Annotated in this window: 21 protein-coding genes and 1 riboswitch; of the genes, 2 read left to right on the top strand and 19 right to left on the bottom strand. The window is 28.9% G+C overall.

Annotation, left to right across the window (positions count from 1 at the left end; translation table 11 throughout):
• Window positions 1-18: 18 nt before the first annotated feature.
• From ACQPUW_RS07990 to ACQPUW_RS08040, 11 genes are all read right to left on the bottom strand, one after another.
• Entirely contained in the window at window positions 19-876 is an 858-nt protein-coding gene (locus tag ACQPUW_RS07990; protein ID WP_430836927.1) for a DHH family phosphoesterase, read from the bottom strand.
• Window positions 877-1019: 143 nt separating this feature from the next.
• Entirely contained in the window at window positions 1020-1889 is an 870-nt protein-coding gene (gene secF, locus ACQPUW_RS07995; protein ID WP_430836928.1) for a protein translocase subunit SecF, read from the bottom strand.
• Window positions 1890-1893: 4 nt separating this feature from the next.
• The gene (gene secD, locus ACQPUW_RS08000; protein WP_430836929.1) at window positions 1894-3144 is read right to left on the bottom strand and encodes a protein translocase subunit SecD; all 1251 of its coding nucleotides are present in this window, start codon (window positions 3142-3144) and stop codon (window positions 1894-1896) included.
• Between the two features lie 364 nt (window positions 3145-3508).
• Window positions 3509-3787: a preprotein translocase subunit YajC gene (gene yajC, locus ACQPUW_RS08005; RefSeq protein ID WP_430836930.1), complete on the bottom strand. Its 279-nt coding sequence runs from the start codon at window positions 3785-3787 to the stop codon at window positions 3509-3511.
• Between the two features lie 127 nt (window positions 3788-3914).
• Window positions 3915-5054 (bottom strand): tRNA guanosine(34) transglycosylase Tgt, encoded by a 1140-nt coding sequence (tgt, locus tag ACQPUW_RS08010; RefSeq protein WP_430836931.1) that lies wholly within the window; start codon window positions 5052-5054, stop codon window positions 3915-3917.
• A gap of 31 nt (window positions 5055-5085) precedes the next feature.
• Window positions 5086-6111, bottom strand: a complete 1026-nt coding sequence (gene queA / locus ACQPUW_RS08015) for a tRNA preQ1(34) S-adenosylmethionine ribosyltransferase-isomerase QueA (RefSeq protein ID WP_430836932.1) — start codon at window positions 6109-6111, stop codon at window positions 5086-5088.
• Window positions 6112-6128: 17 nt separating this feature from the next.
• A complete protein-coding gene (gene ruvB, locus ACQPUW_RS08020) occupies window positions 6129-7160 on the bottom strand; it encodes a Holliday junction branch migration DNA helicase RuvB (protein ID WP_204594399.1) in 1032 nt (343 codons plus the stop codon).
• Between the two features lie 12 nt (window positions 7161-7172).
• Window positions 7173-7781: a Holliday junction branch migration protein RuvA gene (ruvA, locus tag ACQPUW_RS08025; protein ID WP_430836933.1), complete on the bottom strand. Its 609-nt coding sequence runs from the start codon at window positions 7779-7781 to the stop codon at window positions 7173-7175.
• Window positions 7782-7986: 205 nt separating this feature from the next.
• On the bottom strand, window positions 7987-8571 hold the full coding sequence (locus ACQPUW_RS08030; protein WP_430836934.1) for a hypothetical protein: 585 nt from the start codon (window positions 8569-8571) through the stop codon (window positions 7987-7989).
• A 162-nt stretch (window positions 8572-8733) separates the two neighbouring features.
• Window positions 8734-9000 carry a hypothetical protein gene (locus ACQPUW_RS08035; protein WP_430836935.1) on the bottom strand — a complete coding sequence of 89 codons (267 nt, stop codon included), beginning with the start codon at window positions 8998-9000 and terminating at the stop codon, window positions 8734-8736.
• 186 nt (window positions 9001-9186) lie between these two features.
• Window positions 9187-10188: a tyrosine-protein phosphatase gene (locus ACQPUW_RS08040; protein WP_430836936.1), complete on the bottom strand. Its 1002-nt coding sequence runs from the start codon at window positions 10186-10188 to the stop codon at window positions 9187-9189.
• A gap of 254 nt (window positions 10189-10442) precedes the next feature.
• Between ACQPUW_RS08040 and ACQPUW_RS08045 the strand changes: the two genes are divergently transcribed.
• Complete coding sequence (locus tag ACQPUW_RS08045; protein ID WP_430837293.1) at window positions 10443-11948, top strand: ABC transporter permease subunit; 1506 nt, start codon at window positions 10443-10445, stop codon at window positions 11946-11948.
• Between the two features lie 12 nt (window positions 11949-11960).
• The gene (locus tag ACQPUW_RS08050) at window positions 11961-12710 is read left to right on the top strand and encodes an amino acid ABC transporter ATP-binding protein (protein WP_430836937.1); all 750 of its coding nucleotides are present in this window, start codon (window positions 11961-11963) and stop codon (window positions 12708-12710) included.
• A gap of 63 nt (window positions 12711-12773) precedes the next feature.
• Here ACQPUW_RS08050 and ACQPUW_RS08055 read toward each other — a convergent pair whose 3' ends face one another.
• The 8 genes from ACQPUW_RS08055 to ACQPUW_RS08090 all read right to left on the bottom strand — a co-directional run bounded on the left by ACQPUW_RS08055 (window position 12774) and on the right by ACQPUW_RS08090 (window position 19699).
• Window positions 12774-13448 (bottom strand): DUF6241 domain-containing protein, encoded by a 675-nt coding sequence (locus ACQPUW_RS08055; protein WP_430836938.1) that lies wholly within the window; start codon window positions 13446-13448, stop codon window positions 12774-12776.
• A 117-nt stretch (window positions 13449-13565) separates the two neighbouring features.
• On the bottom strand, window positions 13566-14561 hold the full coding sequence (gene add / locus ACQPUW_RS08060) for an adenosine deaminase (RefSeq protein ID WP_430836939.1): 996 nt from the start codon (window positions 14559-14561) through the stop codon (window positions 13566-13568).
• Window positions 14562-14643: 82 nt separating this feature from the next.
• Window positions 14644-14743, bottom strand: a riboswitch (purine riboswitch).
• 378 nt (window positions 14744-15121) lie between these two features.
• Entirely contained in the window at window positions 15122-15292 is a 171-nt protein-coding gene (locus ACQPUW_RS08065) for a hypothetical protein (RefSeq protein WP_430836940.1), read from the bottom strand.
• Between the two features lie 36 nt (window positions 15293-15328).
• Window positions 15329-15496, bottom strand: coding sequence for a small, acid-soluble spore protein, alpha/beta type (locus ACQPUW_RS08070; RefSeq protein WP_430837294.1), 168 nt, complete (start codon window positions 15494-15496; stop codon window positions 15329-15331).
• A 385-nt stretch (window positions 15497-15881) separates the two neighbouring features.
• A complete protein-coding gene (locus tag ACQPUW_RS08075) occupies window positions 15882-16619 on the bottom strand; it encodes a YebC/PmpR family DNA-binding transcriptional regulator (RefSeq protein WP_430836941.1) in 738 nt (245 codons plus the stop codon).
• A 116-nt stretch (window positions 16620-16735) separates the two neighbouring features.
• On the bottom strand, window positions 16736-17383 hold the full coding sequence (locus tag ACQPUW_RS08080) for a YigZ family protein (protein ID WP_430836942.1): 648 nt from the start codon (window positions 17381-17383) through the stop codon (window positions 16736-16738).
• Window positions 17371-18786 carry a PLP-dependent aminotransferase family protein gene (locus tag ACQPUW_RS08085; RefSeq protein ID WP_430836943.1) on the bottom strand — a complete coding sequence of 472 codons (1416 nt, stop codon included), beginning with the start codon at window positions 18784-18786 and terminating at the stop codon, window positions 17371-17373. Before ACQPUW_RS08085 ends, ACQPUW_RS08080 begins: the two co-directional genes overlap by 13 nt.
• A 13-nt stretch (window positions 18787-18799) precedes the next feature.
• Window positions 18800-19699 (bottom strand): nucleotidyltransferase domain-containing protein, encoded by a 900-nt coding sequence (locus ACQPUW_RS08090; protein WP_430836944.1) that lies wholly within the window; start codon window positions 19697-19699, stop codon window positions 18800-18802.
• Window positions 19700-19714: the final 15 nt, after the last annotated feature.

Genomic DNA, 19714 nt, shown 5'->3' on the forward strand with positions numbered 1-19714 from the left:
TCACCTACAAATTAAATTTTATCTTTGGCGTATTCTCGTATTGTATAAATATTTCGCTATTTGTTCCGCTCTATCCTCATCATTTGTTGTAAGTAATTCTAAAACGATCCTAGCATTATTAATCATACCAACTGCACTTGTAGTTGGCGTAATTAAATTTATCATTTTCTCTATATTCTCATCATCAAGTTCTTCTATATTATTAAAATTAATTATTGCTCTTAATCCAATATTATTCGTGTTATCTAAAAATTTCTTACCTTCTTTTAAGAAAACAGCGTTTTCCCCTCTTGCTGAAGAACCTGCCCATTTCGTACCAATTAAAATTAGATCCAAGTATTTATTAATACTCTTCATATTGTAATAAATAGCTATTGCTTGCATTAGCTTAAAAGTCAACGCACTTATAGATAACGTCTTGTACCTATATTGGCATGACTTTTGTCTAGGATTTATGTAAATGTAATCTCTCTTTTCTTCTGTTTTTTTATTTTCAAGAACAATTAAATCTATTCCAAGGCTTTCACATAATTCTACTTCAATCTGTGAAACTAAATCCACTCCTAAAGTAATAAGCAGTTCCCCTCCTAGAAAATCAACTTTAGTCTTTATATCAAAAGAGCCTACCTCTTTACATTCTTCCCCTCCGTCGTGTATTAAATACTCTACATCTGCATTTAAGTATCTTAGCACTAAGCTTAAGGAAGCAATTGCACAAATACCATCAACAGTGTTTGTTCCATATATAATGATTTTTTCCCTATTATTAATAGCAGTAACAAGACGCTCTATAGACTTGTTCATGTCTTTTAAAATAAAGGGGTTATATCCTCTTATGTAATTAGGACAATATATGCTCTCCCAAAACTTACGCATCACTTACTATCTCCTCCATAAAATTAGAAAACAATAATATTATAATTTAAAACAGGTCATTTGACAAATATTTATGAAAAAAAAATAAAAAACCCTCAAAACTTAGTTTTGAAGGTTTATATTTTGCTGTCGTAATCAATAAATTATGCTTCTACTACCTTCTTTTTTGTTCCTTTTTTTTGTAACCAAACCCACATTGGTGATGCTATAAATATTGATGAGTAAGCTCCTGTAGCTATACCAATTATAAGAGGGAATGAAAACTCTCTAACTGTCGGAACAAAAATATTAACTGCTATTATTGTGATCAATGTAGTAAGTGTAGTATTAATTGATCTTGACATAGTTTGTGTTAAACTCTTATCTGCAATTTCTGTTGGAGAAGTTCTTCTCATAAACTTAGAATTTTCTCTTATTCTATCAAAAATTACTATAGTATCATTTATTGAGTAACCTACAATAGTAAGTATCGCTGCTATAAATGGTGAGTTAACTGTAATATTAAATATCGCATATACACTTAATGTAATTAATATATCATGGAATAGAGCAGCTAGTGCTGCTATACCAAACTTTATTTCAAATCTTATTGCTATATAAATAAGCATACAAACAAATGCTATCCCTAATGCTAAGACTGCCTTTTGTGTTAATTCTTTTCCTATTGATGCGCCAATTTCATTTTGTGAAACTAGAGCCTTATCACCTATTTTAAAATCTTTTTTAAATTCATCATATATCTCATTAACCTTTTGACTACCTAAGTCTGGGGCTTTAATTTCATACTCTGTACCATTTACAGTATTAGTTACAGCATCTGGTGAATATTTTTTAACAATATTATCTGCTGCTGCTTTATCAAATTCTTTACCAAAGTTAAATACTACTTGAGTACCACCTTTAAAGTCTATTCCAAAATTAAGGCCTCTTGTAAACATAAACCCTAATCCAACTACTATAACAACAAGTGATAAAGCAATCCATATCTTTGCATGTTCAATTATCTTTAGCATAGCTTTACCCCCTTTTCACTTTCACTCTAAAACGAGATGGTTTACTTAACAATCCAGCATTTACAGCTTGATTCATTAAGAATTTAGTAACTATTAGTGCAGTAAATAAACTTACAACTATACCTATCATTAATGTTATTGCAAATCCTTTAACTGAGCCTGAACCGAAAAAGTATAGTACTAGTGCTGCAATCATTGTTGTTACATTTGAATCAACTATTGATGAAAGTGCATTATCAAATCCTCTTTTTACAGCGGATTTTACTGATACTCCATTTCTAAGTTCTTCTCTAATTCTCTCAAATATAAGTACATTTGCATCAACTGCCATACCTATAGTAAGTAATAAACCTGCTATACCTGGTAATGTAAGTGTTACACCTACTTCAACAAATACTAAAAGCACTAATGTTGTATATAATGTTAGAGCTATACTTGCAATAACTCCTGGCACTCTGTAATAAAGAATCATAAATACAAATATTAAGCATATACCAATAACACCAGCTTTTATAGCATTTGGTAATGCTGATGCTCCAAGCTGAGCTCCTACTGTTTGTTGTGAAAGAGCTTTTATTGAAACTGGAAGTGCTCCTGAATTTATAAGTCCTGCAATATTCTTAGCTTCATCTACACTGCTCATTCCAGTTATTACAGCTTCTCCATTAGTTATTTGGTTTTGAACTGTAGGATTTGTAAGCTGTTCATTGTCCATATTTATTGATATTTGTTTTCCTAAGTATTTTTGTGTAGCTTCTGAGAATAACTTTGTACCCTCATCATTTAACTCAAGGGAAACTACTGGCCTATTAGTTTGTTGATCAATAGTTGCAGATGCTTTCTTTACATCTTTTCCAGTTAATATAACTGTTCCATCTGGTGCCTTAAATGTAAGATCTCCTGTTTTACTTAAAGCATCAACTATTCCTTGAGAATTATATTCTCCAGGTATATCAACTCTAATTCTATTGTCACCTTCTGTAGTAACAACAGTTTCAGCTACTCCAAGTTTATTAACTCTTAGCTGAATTAAATCTTTTGTTTTTTGTAAGTCCTCGTGACTTACGTTTTCATCCTGAATTCCAAGTAGCACTGAGACTCCACCCTGAAGGTCTAATCCTTTTGTTATTGTATCATTGAAAGATTTAACCTCCCATCCACCTACCTTAACACCCATGAAGCATACAGCTGCAAGAATTATGATAGCTAAGGTGCAAAGCGTGAAAATAAATGTGCTTTTTCCTTTTCCTTTCATCTTTATCCCCCTTCGTCATTTAAGTATTAATCTTCATATTATAATTCCCAATTTAATGCTATAATATCCTATTTTTTCTATGGTATCTTTACATTTATTGGTATTTTACTCCGTAAATCGATTTTTATTATATCATAATAACTTACCTTAATAAAGCATTATGTACCATTATAAGTTTTTCTTAATAAGTCTTATATATTGAATTTTGTCGATTAATGAATGCTTTCTTCCTTAATCAACATACTTTCTCTTACATATGTATAATAAATATATAATTCATTATATATTTTTATAATATCTATAATAAAATAAATTATTTTAATACAAAAAAAATATCCATCAACATTGCTGATGGATATTTATATTATGCTTTTGCTTCTTCTTTATATACTTTGCTTGCAATTGAATTTCTCACTAACTTAATCTTTGTTCTATCTGAACTAGTTTCGATAACAACATGTTCTTCATCCATTTGAACTATTTTACCAACAATTCCGCCTCTTGTCATTACTTCATCATTAACTTGTAATGCATCCATCATTTGACTGTATTGTTTCTTTCTCTTCTTTTCTGGAAGGATTATCATGAAGAAGAAAAGTCCGAATATTAATACTAATGGTAGTATTTGATATAAAATTGCCATTGTTCTACTTCCTTTCGCGCTAAAATTATTCTTCGTTGGAATTAAATACTATTCCATAAAATGAGTTTACAGTTATTTCTTTTTGTTGTCAACCAAGTTTTCATTTTATGAAGTTCAATTCATAGAATTATTTTTTTATATTCCATTCTTTAAGCTTTTGTTCTTTAAATTCTTTAAACCTGTCTTCATCTATAGCTTTTCTTATGTCTTCCATAAGTTTATTATAGAAATAAAGATTGTGAAGAACACAAAGTCTCATGGCAAGCATTTCTTTTGCCTTGAACAAATGTCTTATATATGCTCTTGTATAATTTTTACAAGTAGGACATTGACATCCTTCATCTATTGGACTTTTATCTAGTTCAAATCTTTTGTTCATTATATTTATCTTACCATCTTTAGTGAAAACATGGCCATGTCTTCCGTTTCTTGCTGGAAGAACACAATCAAAGAAATCTACACCTCTTTCAACTGCCTCTAATATATTAGCTGGAGTTCCAACTCCCATTAAATATATTGGTTTATCTTGTGGAAGATAAGGCACTACAGTTTCTATAACTTCATACATCTCTTCATGAGTTTCTCCTACTGCAAGCCCACCTATTGCATATCCATCTAAGTCCATTTTAGAAATTGTTTTTGCATGTTCAATTCTAATATCTTTAAAAGTTGCACCTTGATTTATACCAAATAGCATTTGTTCCTTATTTATTGTATCAGGAAGTGAATTTAATCTATCCATCTCAGCTTTACATCTTTCAAGCCACCTTGTAGTTCTAGCAACTGATTTTTCTACATATTCCCTTGGTGAAGGTATTTCAATACATTCATCAAAAGCCATTGCTATTGTTGAAGCTAAATTACTTTGTATTTGCATACTTTCTTCTGGTCCCATAAAAATCTTTTTACCATCTATATGTGAATTAAAGTAAACGCCTTCTTCTTTTATCTTTCTAATCCCTGATAATGAGAATACTTGGAATCCACCTGAATCAGTAAGAATCGGTCTATCCCAATTCATAAACTCATGTAATCCACCCATTTCTCTAACAACTTTATCTGATGGTCTAAGGTGTAAATGATATGTATTTGAAAGCTCTACTTGACATCCTATCTCTTTTAGATCCATACTTGAAACTGCACCCTTAATTGCTGCTAAAGTTCCGACATTCATAAATACAGGTGTCTCTATTGTTCCATGAGGTGTAACAAATCTACCTCTTCTAGCATCTCCGTCTTTTTTTAATAATGTATATCTTTTACTCAAAAATTTCACTCCTTTAAATTTATCCTAAATGTTATTTTATAAACATTGCATCTCCAAATGAGAAGAATCTGTATCTTTCTTTTACTGCTTCTTTGTACGCATTTAATACATGTTCTTGACCTGCAAGTGCAGACACTAACATTATTAAAGTTGATTCTGGCAAATGGAAGTTTGTTATTAAATTATCTACAACTTTAAATTTATATCCTGGGTATATAAATATATCAGTCCATCCACTACATTCTCTTACCATTCCATTTTCATCACCAATAGTTTCTAGAGTTCTAGTTGATGTTGTTCCAACTGATATTACTCTCCCACCATTTTTCTTAGTGTTATTTATTATATCTGCTGTTTCCTTTGATAATTGATAGAATTCTGAATGCATTATATGCTCATCAATTGTTTCAGCTTTAACTGGTCTAAATGTACCAAGCCCTACATGTAAAGTAAGATATGCAACATTTACTCCTTTATCTTCTATTTCCTTTAATAATTCCTCAGTAAAATGTAATCCAGCCGTTGGCGCTGCTGCTGATCCTGTTTCTTTTGAATATACTGTTTGATATCTTTCTCTATCATCAAGTCTTTCATGAATATATGGAGGAAGTGGCATTTCTCCTAATGAATCTAAAACCTCTTCAAATATACCTTCATATTCAAACTCTATAACTCTATTTCCAGTTTCTAAGACCTCTAAAACTTCACATTTAAGTTTTCCTTCTCCAAACTCGAATCTTCTTCCTGGTTTTGCACTCTTCCCTGGCTTTGCTAAGCACTCCCATTTATCTCCATCTAATCTTTTAAGCAGTAAAAACTCAATTTTACCACCAGTTCCTTCCTTAGAGCCTATAAGTCTAGCAGGCATAACTCTTGTATTATTTAAAATTAGAGTATCTCCTTCATTTAAATAATCTAATATATCCTTAAAGATTTTATGTTCTATTTCCCCAGTTTTCTTATCAAGAACCATTAATCTTGATGTATCTCTTTTTTCTAACGGATGTTGTGCTATTAACTCCTCTGGTAAATAAAAGTCAAAATCGCTTACTTTCATATCTTTCGTCTCCCTTACTATTTAAAAAAACTTTTTTGTTCTCCTCGTTTATTCTCAACACCAAACTTTCTTCCTAAATGCTTATAAGCCTTTTCAGTGGCAACTCTTCCTCTTGGCGTTCTTACTATAAAACCTCTTTGAAGAAGATATGGCTCATATACATCTTCTAAAGTTCCAAGTTCTTCTCCTATAAAATAAGAAAGAGTTTCTATTCCAACAGGCCCACCTTTAAAATTATCAATAATAGCTTCTAATATTTTATTGTCAACTCTATCAAAACCTTGGCTATCAACCTCTAATAATTCTAAAGCTTCTCTTGATTCTTTAAAGCTTACTAGATTATCTGCCTTAACTTCTGAATAATCTCTAACTCTCTTTAAGAGTCTATTTGCAATCCTTGGTGTACCCCTTGATCTTCTTGCAATTTCTGCCGCTCCTTCTTCTGTTATAGCGCAACCTAAAACTAATGCACTTCTTACAATAATATCTTTTAACTGCTCTTCTGTATAGTATTCCATAGAACATAATACACCAAATCTATCTCTAAGAGGAGAAGTTAACATTCCAATTCTAGTTGTTGCTCCTATTAAAGTAAACTTTGGAAGATCTAATCTTATAGACTTTGCAGCAGCTCCTTTACCAATAACTATATCAAGGGCATAATCTTCCATAGCAGGATAAAGAATTTCTTCTACATTCCTATTTAATCTATGAATTTCATCTATAAATAAAACATCATTGTCTTCAAGGGTTGTAAGAATTGCAGCTAGATCTCCAGCTCTTTCTATAGCTGGTCCTGATGTTATTTTTAAATTACCACCCATTTCTGTTGCAATAATATTTGCTAGAGTAGTTTTACCAAGACCTGGTGGTCCATATAAAAGAACGTGATCTAATGCTTCACCTCTATTTTTTGCCGCTGTTATAAAAATATCCAGTCTTTCTTTTACTTTATCTTGACCAATATACTCACTTATTTTTTGAGGTCTTAAGCTTAATTCACCATTAAAATCTTCATTAAGCTCATCTGGCGTAATAATTCTTTCCATATTTCAAATCACCTAACCCATTAATACTCTTAAACAATCTTTTATCATAATTTCTACTGTGCTGTCTTTTTTTACATTTTTTATTGCCATATTGGCTTCTTTCTCACTATATCCTAAAGCTAAAAGTGCTCCAAGAACTTCTGAGATCTTAATTCCATAATCATCATTATTTGCATCTAATCCTTGGCTACCATCACTATCTTCATCAAAGAATTCATCTGGTTTTAGCTTATCTTTAAGTTCTAAGATAATTCTTCCCGCTGTCTTCTTTCCTATTCCTGGTGCTCTACAAAGGTGTTTATCATCACTAGTCATTATTGCATATTTTAAATTATTAATTTTACTTATTGATAAAAGTGACAGTGCAGCTTTTGCTCCAACACCATTTATACCAAGTAACATATTAAACATTTTCAGTTCTTCCTTAGATAAAAAACCATATAATCCAATAAAGTCTTCTCTAACTATTTGCTCTAAATAAAGCATGACCTCTTCTCCAACAGATGGCATTCCAGCCATTGAAATTCCTGAAGAATATATTTTATATCCTATGCCATTGTTTTCAACAACAACATAATCCTTTATTATTCCTACGTATTTACCTTTTATGTACTCGTACATTAAGGTTCCCCCTTCCTATGCTTAGGTGAAAGTATGTTCCCATATAAGTCTACTTATTACTTTATCATTTTAATCAAAATCTTTCAACAAATCATATTATTTTTAAAAATATTTTAAGACCTAGCAAAATCTATTGCTAGGTCTTAAAAGTTTGACTAAAATTCCTCTAGTCTAAAATAAGTTTTACTATTAAATTAAGAGGTTTTTAGGTAATTAGCTCTGTTATTTTATTTTCAACATCTTCAAGTTTCGTACTATTAAAATACTTATAATTTTTAAGCTTATTTACATCAATATCTCTAAGCATATCTATAGGAGTATCTTCTGAATATACTTTCTCCTTTTTTATAGTACCTTTATCATCCGTTTTGTAAATAGCTAGATAACCATCACTTTCGCCTATATAATATGTATTTGGCTTTAATGAATCTTCCTTCTCTCTTTTGTATACAAAAGTATCATCTGATTTATTAGCTAGCTTATACCCATCGGACAATACTGCCTTTGAAAGAATTTCTTCTGTAAGATTTTTTTCTATATTAAGTTCTTTAAGTAATTCGCTGACTGTAGTAGTCTTATCTCTAGTTTCACCTGTATAGAATGATACTTTTAGATCTTCTCTAAGTGCCCTTTCCCCTTGACCAGCCACAGTTTCCTCAGCAGTACTTTCAAATTGATTATTTAAATTTCTATTTTCAATACTCTCTGATACAAAATAATAAGTAGTAAAAAATAGACCAATAATTCCTATGATAAACATTGTAAAATAAAACTTCTTATTTATCTTCATTTTCATCACTCCTTATTGGTCATTATTTACATTATTCCATTTTTTATACAAAACATCAAAATTTTCTTCTTTCTTTTTACTAAATATTTTTTTACTACTAACAATTTTAAAAAATATAAGAGGTCTTGCTTATATACAAAACCTCTTTATCTATACTTTAACTTATCCTACTGCATATTCTTTATTAATGCAATATTTTTGAATTAGTTCATTTAATTCAAATACTACATCTGAAATCCTACCAAATTCTTCTTCATTTAATAATCCATTAGTATTAATAAAATCACTTAATCTACCTTCTCCTAGATTACACAGCTTTTCAATACTTAAGATTGTAAAGTTAAATTTATCTACAAGTAAGTTAATATCCATAACCAATTTACTTACAATTTCATTTTCTTTAAAAATTAATTCCTTATTATCCATCAAAATATCACCTCATAGTATGTTATAAAAATAAATTCGAATAATAAAAATAATGTATTTTTGTTTAATCAAATTCCATATATTTCACATTCTCGTTACATTATACACTATTTCGAGGCTTTTGTATCAAAATATTTTAATTTTTAAATAAAATTTTTAATTGTACTATATTCATAATTAAACTTAATTTCAGTATAAATATGCATTTCTTAATTCATCTAAATTCTCTTTACCTAATCCATATTCTTTTTCAAAATATTCATCATAAGAACCATACTTCGCCTTTATTACTTTTAGACTTTCTTCTATAAAATCTCTACTTACTCCTAGAATTCCCTCTATTAATTTCTTAGTTTCTTCATCTTTAATATATGGTTTACACATAGCCATAACTTTTTCATTACTTACTTTCCTATTATTATTACTTTCCAAATAATCTAAAATAACAGTTTCTTCTGGAACATTAAGTGCAAGTAATATTAAAGCTGAACCTATACCTGTTCTATCCTTACCTGCTGTACAATGTTGTAATATAGCTGTATTTTCTTGATTTTTAAAAAGATTAAATAACTCTTTAAATGCTGGATTATTTAATGGCATACTCTTATATCCTTCTATTAATAATTCCTTAGGAGTTATTGTCATTTTATCTCCTTTTAAAATTCCTTCTACATAACTTGCCATATCTAAATTATCATTTCCTAAGTTGCTCATAGCTGATATATTTATATTTTTAACACCATCGACTTCTACGTCTGGTTTTCCTCCCTCTTCTTGCTTTGATCTATAATCTAATACATATTTAATACCTAAAGTTTTAAAATATTCTAAATCATTACCCTTTAGATTAGACAAATCTTCTGACCTATAGAATAAACCCCACTTAACTCTCCTTCCATCTTTAGTATCATAACCACCTAAATCTCTAAAATTTGAGAAGCTTTTAAGAGGCACTATTCTTTCAGCTAATATTATTTCATCACCATTATCCTTAATTTTATAAAAAGTTCTATTATCAGGCTCTGGATCCATAAATGTAATTTCATCAGTATTTTTAAAGTCTTTTAAAAATTTTTCATTTCCATTTAATTTGCTACTATAATAAACTTCTAAATCACTACATTTTCTATTTAGTTTAATTATAATTTCTCCATTCTCTCCTCGTGTTATATTTCCATTTAACTTTTTCATTTTTCCATCCTCCCTTAAGTAACTCTATCTATATTAATATTATAACTCTTAATTTAAAATTTTCTTTTTCAAAAAAATAATTTATATAAAAATAAATAATTAGTAATTTTATTCACATAACTTCCTTTAAAATTACTAATCATAATTATTAACATATATTTAAACTCCGCAATTGTTGACAATTCCGATGGGAATTGTATATAATCAAAAAATAATATATTTTAATAATGGGAAGAGGACTACAAATGAAAAAGATGAAAAAGAAAATTTTATTACTTATTACATCTATTGCACTGATTATTATTGCTTTTGTTGGGTGTGCACCAAAAGAAAATAATCAAGCAACAAACACTAATAAAAAAACTATAACCGTTGGAACATCTGGATCTTACTATCCATTCACTTTTTCAGATAATGGTAAGCTTAGTGGATTTGAAATTGATATTTGGAATGATATAGGTAAGCGCCTTGGATATAATGTAGAATTTAAGACTGCCTCCTTTAGTGGATTATTCGGAATGCTTGAGAGTGGTAAAGTTGATACATTAGCTAATCAAATAACCATATCAAATGAAAGAAAAGAAAAATACTACTTTACTGAACCAACTGTATATAGCGGAGCTCAAATCATAGTAAAGCAAGGTAATGACTCAATAAAGTCATTTAATGATTTAGAAGGTAAAAAAGTTGGAGTTGACCTTGGTAGTAACTATGAACAGATAGTTAAGGATAAAGGGAAAGGTAAAAATATACAAGTTATTACATATCAAAATACAGATGCAGCTTTTAATGAACTATTACTCGGCAGAATAGATGCTGTAGTTATTGATAAAGTCTCTGCTCTTGCTGCTATAAAAGAAAAGAATTTAGCACTACAACTTGCAGGGTCTCCTATTGATAAAATAGAAAATGCATATCCTTTTAGAAAGACTAAGGAAAATGAAGATCTTGTTAAACAAGTAAATAGCGCTTTAAATGATATGAAAAATGATGGTACATTAAAGTCTATATCTGAAAAATGGCTTGGAATGAATGTAACTGTCCCAAATAATAATGAAGGTAATGCAAATAATACTGTAGCTAATAATCATAGTTCATTATCTTTTGATTTTATGTATTCATTAAAATTAATACCTATGTTACTTACAGCTGTTAAGACTACTCTATCTCTTTCAGTCTTTGGTATGATAATAGGACTTATCGTAGGTATTGTTCTTTCAATAATAAGAATTTATAAATTGCCTGTTTTAAAACAAATAGCTGAAATTTATATCTCATTCTTTAGAGGTACACCTCTTTTAGTTCAATTATTCTTATTATATTTTGGTGTTCCTCAAGTAATACCTGGACTTGAAAATATGAGTGCATACACAGCAGCCCTTATAGGTCTTGGATTAAATGCTTCAGCATATATTGCTGAAATACTTAGATCATCAATAAATGCTATAGATAAAGGTCAAATGGAAGCTTGCCTTTCAGTTGGTATGACAAGAGGTCAAGGTCTTAGAAGAATTATTCTTCCTCAAGCATTTAGAATCGCTATACCACCTCTTGGTAATATTTTTGTAGATACAGTTAAAGGTTCATCTCTTGCTTTTACATTAGGCGTTGTGGAACTTCTTGCAAAAGCTCAAATGGAAGCTGCAGCAAGCTACAAATTCTTTGAAAGCTATATTGTTGTAGCCATTATGTACTGGATTATAATCGAATTCTTTAATTACCTACAAAGAATCTTAGAAAGAAAACTTTCAGTATATTAAGGGGTGAATGGAATGATAAAAGTAACAGGTTTAAAGAAAAACTTTAACAAGTTAGAGGTATTAAAAGATATTAATTTAGAAGTGAAAACTGGAGAAGTTGTTGTTGTACTTGGTCCATCAGGTTCTGGTAAATCAACTTTTCTAAGATGTCTAAATTATTTAGAAGAACCAGATAGTGGAGAAATTTCAATTGGTGATGTTAATATAAATATAGAGAATGTATCAAAAAAAGATATAGCTAATTTAAGAAAACAATCAGCAATGGTTTTTCAACACTACAATTTATTTAATAACAAAACAGTTCTTCAAAATGTAACTGAAGCTTTAATTGTCGTAAAAAAAATAAATAAAGATGAAGCAATGAAAATCGCCTTAGATGCACTAAAAAAAGTTGGAATGGAAGATAAAAAGGATGTTTATCCTGGGACTTTATCTGGAGGCCAAAAACAAAGAGTTAGTATTGCTCGTGCTATGGCAATAAACCCAAATGTCATTCTTTTTGATGAACCAACTTCAGCACTTGATCCGGAACTTGTAACTGAAGTTTTAAATGTTATTAAAGATCTAGCAAAGGAGCATAGAACAATGATTATAGTTACTCATGAAATGTCTTTTGCTAGAGATGTTGGTGATAGAATAATATTTATGTCAGACGGTGTTGTTGTTGAAGAAGGAACTCCTGATGAAATATTTAAATCACCTAAGAATGACAGAACAAAACAATTCTTAAGCAGATTTGTAAGTTTAAGTAAAGATTTATAGTTAGCCGTATAAAAAAATCCTATCTAAGATATCTTAGATAGGATTTTTTATATCTTTATAAATTTATTCTTCATTGTCAATTTCAGCTATAGCTTCATTTATACCTTCATTATTTAAATCTATGGCTTTACCTACGGTTCCACCAAGCTTTTTCCATACATAGTTATGAACTTCAACAGCATTATTAAAATCTAGCTTGTCCCACTTTTCTATTTCTACAGTAAGAAAATCGTCTATGCCTTCTACTGATTTTAATAATTCCTTTATCCTTTTTCTAGTTATCTTCTCTTCACCCCAAATTTGATTATCTTCTGCAATTATTAATGAATTAGCCATTTTATGAACTTCATCATATATCTTTTCTATGTTATTTATATTTTTACTATCTACTTCTCCCTCATTACTTTCTAAACTATTAATTTTTTGACCTTTAACACTTACATTCTGTATATTCTCTTTTTCATTATCTCTAATTTCATATCTATATAGCAAAAATCCTAATGGTAATGATACTACAATTGTTACTATTAAAGCAATTATTATATTCTTACTACCCTTACTAATATTTATTTCTTCATAATCCTCTTCATATTCTACATATTCTTCTTCCCCCTCTTCATAGCCTTCCTCATCATTTTCATACTCATCATCTATAACTTCATCTTCATTATTATCCATAATAATCTCTTCCTCTTTACCTTTCCCATTAATTTTTTCATCACCCACATTATTTTTCATATTATCTCTCCCTTTTATTTCCATTTATATTATAATTTTACATTACGAAGAGACATATTTCAATAAATAATTTTTATAAAAATAAAAAGAGATGACATAATCATCTCTTTTTAAAGTTTATAATACTTCTTTTAATAACCATTCTTTCGTATCTCTATCACAAAAAGCACCTTCTACACTATTTAGATATATCTTTTTAAAATCGTCTTTACTTAGTGAATGTATCTCATCTATTTTATTACATTCTTCTGTTAAAGTTATATTAGATACTGTTCTATTGTCAGTGCTTAAGTTAACATTCAGATTATCATCCAAGAATTTTTTTATAGGATGTACTTCGTAGTCTTTCACTGCTTTAGTTTGAACATTGCTCTTAGGACACATTTCTAATGTTACATTCTTTTTTCTAACTAAATCATATACTTCCTTATCATTTTCAATAGCTACTGCATGTCCTATTCTTTCTGCTCCTAAAAGCTCTATTGCCTCTTTTACATTTCTTGAAAATCCTGTTTCTCCTGCATGTATTGTAACTCTATAGCCATACTTTCTTCCAAGTTTAAATGGTTCCTCAAATGCCTCAACAAAGCCCTCAACTTCTCCTCCTGCAAGATCTAAAGCAACAACACCTTTTCCTATGAATTCACGTCCACCTTCTATAACTTCATATACTGAATCTACAGGCATATGTCTTAAAAGACTTAAAATAAGATTACTTTTAACTCCAAAATCTCTTTCTCCTTCTTTTAGTCCTTCAAGAACACTTTCTATAATTTCTGGAACCTTCATTCCTTTTTCTTTATGGAAAAGTGGTGCAAATCTAATTTCTATGTATTTAACATTTTCCTTACTTACATCTTCAATTAATTCATAAGCAATTCTTTTAAGATTTTCTCTACTTTGCATTAACTTAACTGGTAGATCAAATCTTTTTAAATACTCATCTAATGAAGGGCACTCATCTGGAACAACTAATATTTTCTTCATTTCCTCATAATCTTTAATTTCTATATCTATTTTTTCTTTTTCTATAATATCTAAAACAGTATCTACTCTTAAGCATCCATCTAAATGACAATGCAATTCAACCTTTGGTAAATCTTTAAACTTCATAATATACTCCTCCTAAACTATTTTCCTTAATATATGTATTTTTATATAAAAAAAAATTCTTGATTGCGAAGAAAACACTCAAACTTTTGAATCTTTTCTTCGTAATCAAGAATTATTGGTTCTTGGTAGAAACTCCTTAACCGTATTTTAAGGATTATACGAATCATTTTTTAAATTAAATATATTCTATCATATTTCTTTAATAAAGCAATAGTATTTTTTTTATTTTTTAAAAATAAAAAGCATCACAATTGATGCCTTTTTAATCATTATTATTAGTTAATAAATCACATTTAGATTAAGCTTCTAACTTTCTAAGCTTTCTGTTAATCTTTGCAATTAAAGCTGCATTTTGACTTCCTTTATTTGCTAAGGAGTCTCTTCTAACCTCTAACGCTAATCTCTTATCCATTTAAAATTCCCCTCTCACCCATAGTATAAATATGAATATTATTCATATTTACTACTATTTTACCATATATTATATTTTTTTCAATATATTTGAGATAATATATCAAAAAATAAAGAAGATATAATTATATCTTCTTTATTTTTATTTATTACATTTTAGGGTTTTCTTTTTTCTTCGTTACTCTTCCATCTTCTTTTGCTATTTTCTGAAATCCAAATTCATTTGCTATTTCATATTGTAATTCATCTAATCTAGGTGTTGTCTTTTGTCCTTCATTTTTAAAATTTGGATCTGTACTTCTATACTCTCTATGGCTCATGTTTATTCCTCCTCTAATTAATAGATAGTTAATCTATTATTTCTTGAAAGGTACTTTTCTCTCTTTATTTTTTCCAAGTTTTCTTGATTCACTAGAATATCCTATTTCATTTGCTGTTTCAACTTTCATTTTTTCTACTTCTTTTTTACTTTTTTGTTTTGATTTTTTATTATCTTTACTATTTTTATTATTTTTATGAGACATTCTATCAACTCCTTTAACTAAATAAGCTATCATTTATATTATTAGCGTTACATAGTTATCTATTCCTTAAATGCTTTCCTAAAGAGTTATTTAATATTTTAAAATCCTTTATATTACTTAATCGTAAATTTAGGTAATATAATTTTTTATAACTTAAATAATTAACTATTTTTTTAATTAAATAAAAAAGCCACCTTTCAAAACAAATTATTTATTAATCTGCTTTGAAAAGTAGCTTGATAAATGAAACCCATAATCATAATTATTGTTTTTATAAACATTTATCATAATGAAGAGGCTTTTTCCTACTTCATATTACTTTTACCTTCTGTAAAACATATTGTAAAAACTCTGCTAATACTGAATATTACTACATTTAACAGTATTATTCATCCCATCCTTCTGGGAATTCAGCATTGTGGTAAACTTCTTGAACATCATCGTCGTCTTCAAGTAAGTCTAACATTTTTTGGAATTTCTTAGCATCATCTTCATTTATTTCAGTTGTTGTGTCTGGAATCTTCTTAACTCCAGCTTCTAAGAATTCTAATCCTTGTGATTCTAATGCTTCTCTAACTTCACCAAAACTACCTGGTTCAGTATATACAACAAATACTTCATCTTCTGCTTGGAAATCATCTGCTCCAGCATCTAATGCCATCATCATTACCTCTTCTTCATCTAAATCGCCTTTTTCTATAACGATTTCTCCCTTTTCTTGGAACATGAACCCAACGCAACCTGCAGTTCCCATATTTCCGCCACCTTTAGTGAAGGCACTTCTTACATTACCTGCTGATCTATTTTTATTATCTGTTAATACTTCAACTATTACTGCAATACCTGATGGACCATATCCTTCGTAAACATTTTCTTCATAGTTTACTGATGATAATTCTCCAGCTGCCTTTTTGATTGATCTTTGTATAGTATCATTAGGCATATTAGCTGCCTTTGCTTTTGCTATTACATCTCTAAGTTTAGCATTAGACTCAGGACTTGAACCACCGTTCTTTACTGCAACAATTAATTCTTTACCAATCTTTGTGAAAATTTTTCCTCTTTTTGCATCCATTTTACCTTTTTTGGCTTGGATGTTATGCCATTTTGAGTGTCCTGACATGTCTATTCCTCCTTACATTTGTTAAAACTATAAAAATTATACCATAAAATTATATCATAAAAATTTCACTTTATTCAACATATCTATTGTTTATATATTTTTTACAATTTCAGGGGTTAAATTCCTTTAAAAAGTCTATTATCTTCTTTAAAGTATATTCCCTCTTCAGTTTTAGATATAATAGCTTTACCATTTGTAGCTTCCGTTACTTCTTTTTCAATTATAGGCACAACTGTTTCTTCAGCATATATATGAACTATAACTTTATCTGTGTACTCTGAATCTTCTATATGCCAATTGTTTTGTCCACAAAGATACTGTATCTTTCCAATAAGATCGTAATCTATTTCTATTGATACTTTAGCACCTTCAACCTTTTCAACAACTCCACCAGCTTTAAGTGCTATACTAGCTCCTTTTGTATATGCCCTAGTAAGTCCACCAGCACCTAAAAGTATTCCACCAAAATATCTAGTTACTACTATAGCGCAATCTGTTACCCCTTGCTTTTTCATAACCTCTAATATTGGTATACCTGCTGTTCCTTGTGGTTCTCCATCATCAGAATATCTTTGAATTCCATAGTTTTGTCCAATAACATAAGCCCAGCAATTATGTCTAGCTTGCTTATGCATACTTTTTATTTCATTTACAAATTCTTTAGCCTCTTCTTCACTTTCAACTCTTTTTGCATATCCAATAAACTCTGACTTTTTTTCCTCAAAGCGATCTTCTCCACGATCCCTTATAGTTATATATGCCATGACTTAAACTCCTCCTTAATTATCCTAAGTCCTTTAATTATATTATCACAATCTGTTTGTGAAAATCCTATTCTAAAAGACCTATCGCCCTCTTCATTAGCTCTAAAAAATAATACCCCTGGTGTAATATAAACGTGCTTCTTTTTTAATCTATAGAATAACTCTCTTGAAGATATTCTACTATCTTTAATCTCTAAGTAGTAATTTAATCCTCCATTTGGTTTGTTATAATATACATAATCTGAAAGCTCTTCCTTTATAATTTTTCCCATTAAATTATAACGTTTCTTATACTCAACTGAAAGATTGTGTATATTTTCTTTCCAGTTTTTATTTGCAATATAATATTCTAAAGCTCTTTGCATAAGAGTTGATGTAGTTATATCAGTATTAAATTTAGTTCTTAAAAAATTTTCTCTAAATTTTTCAGGTACAATTATATACCCAAGTCTTATACCAGGTATAAATATCTTTGAAAAACTTTTAATATATATAACTCTATTTTCTTTATCTAAATATTTAAAAGGTATATAGTTAAAATCTTCTTCATAAATAAGTTCTGATAGATAATCATCCTCTATTATGTAAAAGTCATGCTCTTTTGCAAGTTCTAATATACGCTTCTTTTTTTCTAAACTATATGATACTCCTGTAGGATTTTGAAAATAACTCATAGCATAAAAAAGTGTAATTTTATTTTTCTTTAACACTTTTTCAAATTTTTCAATATTAATTCCGTCCTCTTCTATTGGAACTTCAAATATATTTGCTCTTCTCCACTTAAAAACTGATAAAGCACCACCATAAGTTGGCTTCTCTACTATGACATTATCATTTATGTTAAGTAATGCTTTAGAAGCTATATCAATCCCCTGTTGAGCTCCTGAAACTATTAATATATCCTCTGTATTTACTTTACCATCCCAAAATACATTATTTATAGTTTCTCTTAAAGGATCATATCCTAATGTATTTTGAGAAAGTAATACCTCTTCACCATCTCTATCTAAAACAGTATTTATTATTTCTTTAAAGTCTTTAATAGGAAAAAGTATTTCTTTTGTTGTTTCTCCTGTAAAGTCCACATATTTAGATCCATCATCATTTTTAAGAAGCTTAAAAGTTTTTGAATAGTCTTTTCTAAAAGGAGAAATCATCTCCTTTTTCTTTGCAAAGGTTCCACTCCCTACTTTCTGATACGCAAACCCTTCATTTTTAAGTTTTTTATAACAATTAATAGCTGTTATTTTATTTACATTAAGGTCAGTACTTAACTCTCTAATAGTTGGAAGTTTCTCTCCATCTAGTATACTTCCATCTTCTATTAACTTTTTAAACTTATTAGCAATTTGAATATACTTTGGTGTTTCCTCTTCAAATATAATTTCCTTTATACTCTTCAAAACATATCATTCCTTATTCTATTCCATATACATTTTCATTAATTATAATATTATTATCTTTATCCATAACCTTTTTACTCATTTTCTTAATTATACCTTTTGATAAAAGCTTTTTAAGTATCTGTTCTACTTTTACTTTACTTCCTGCTATTTTAAAATTTTTAATTATTTCAGAAGCACTTAAATATTCGCTACTATCTCCTAAAATATCTAGTATCACCTTTGAAGCTGCTAGTATATTATCTTCAATATACCTTTCTATATAGCTTACAATCTCTATTATATCCTCTTTGTTTATACCGTTAAATAGTCTCTCATCTATTATGCTTTTAAATGAATCATTTAAATTAACTGCCATTCTAATAGAGTCTTTGCTTATTGTATATCCATTTAGACTTAGATATAATTTTGAAAAACTATCTAAACTTCTTATCATCACTTCGTATGCTGTATACATTCTATCGATTTGTATATATTTTTTACATATACTTATTTCTTTAATGACCTTACTTAAGTATTCTAAATTTTCTTCATGAGTATATTCATCTCCACCATATATAGCTCTATTGTAAATTGAGTTTATCTCTTTATCTCTTGAAAAAACTATTTTTGAGAATTTTAGTATACTCTTTGAAGTCCCCTTATTTCCTTCATTTTCATAAGAGTCCATAAACTTTTCCTTGCTAAGTAATTTAGCATGTATTGGAATCCCATTAACTTCTGAGTATATATCACGAACTTCATGGAATTCATTTTTGTACACAACAAAAAAATCTATATCTGATTCCTCCCAAATATCTCCTGAAACCATACTTCCAAAAGTAAAAACCGCACTAACATTTTTATTTCTTTTAAAATCTTCCATTATATCATTAAACGCTTTTTGATACTCAATTATTATGCTTTTCATCATCAATATGCCCCCTAT

Source organism: Clostridium sardiniense, from assembly GCF_050584765.1.
In the GTDB taxonomy this organism is placed as follows: Bacteria; Bacillota; Clostridia; order Clostridiales; family Clostridiaceae; genus Clostridium; species Clostridium sardiniense_A.